The 562-nt window shown below is 69.2% G+C and carries 1 pseudogene; it reads right to left on the bottom strand.

What is annotated here, in order from left to right:
• Positions 1-562: pseudogene (locus ACXRVZ_RS27730) on the bottom strand (glycosyl transferase family 51); the annotation flags it as partial.

Here is a 562-nt window from a genome sequence, read left to right as displayed (position 1 = left end):
GTCGTAGGCGCGCGGCACGTCGAGCAGGCCCGACAACTTGGCCCGCGCCGCCGTCACCGCCTTGCGTTCGACGAACGACACCGGCGGCGGCTGGCTCTGCGACTTCAGCTCCAGGCGCAGCGGCAGCGCCGCATCGCGCAGCGCCGGGCCGATCACGCCGGCCTCGGCCATCACGCGCAGATAACTGTTGGTGAGATCGGCCAAGTCGGCCAGGCTTGCCGCACCGTCACCGCCACCACCACCGAGGTAGTACGACGGGCGGCGCTGCGCGACCATCAGCGACAGCGCCTGCTTGAATGCTTGCGCCTGTTTCACGATCAGTACGTGCCGGAAGGCGAGGGCGCGGCGCTGCATCAGCTCCGCGGGCATTGGCGTGGCGTCGTTGCCGTCGACCTTCATCAGCAGCCGGTTCACTTCCGCGAAGTCGCGCCCATACCAGGCCCACAGGCCGTCGCCGACGCCGTTGACCTCACCGAAACCCGACTGCGCGCCCAGCGGCACTGTGTTCAGGTAGTCGACGACGATGCGGCGCCGTGCGGGCAGCGTGTTCTCGCCATCGAGA

Source organism: Roseateles sp. P5_E8, assembly GCF_054177665.1.
This window is presented reverse-complemented; position numbering and strand designations above follow the sequence as displayed.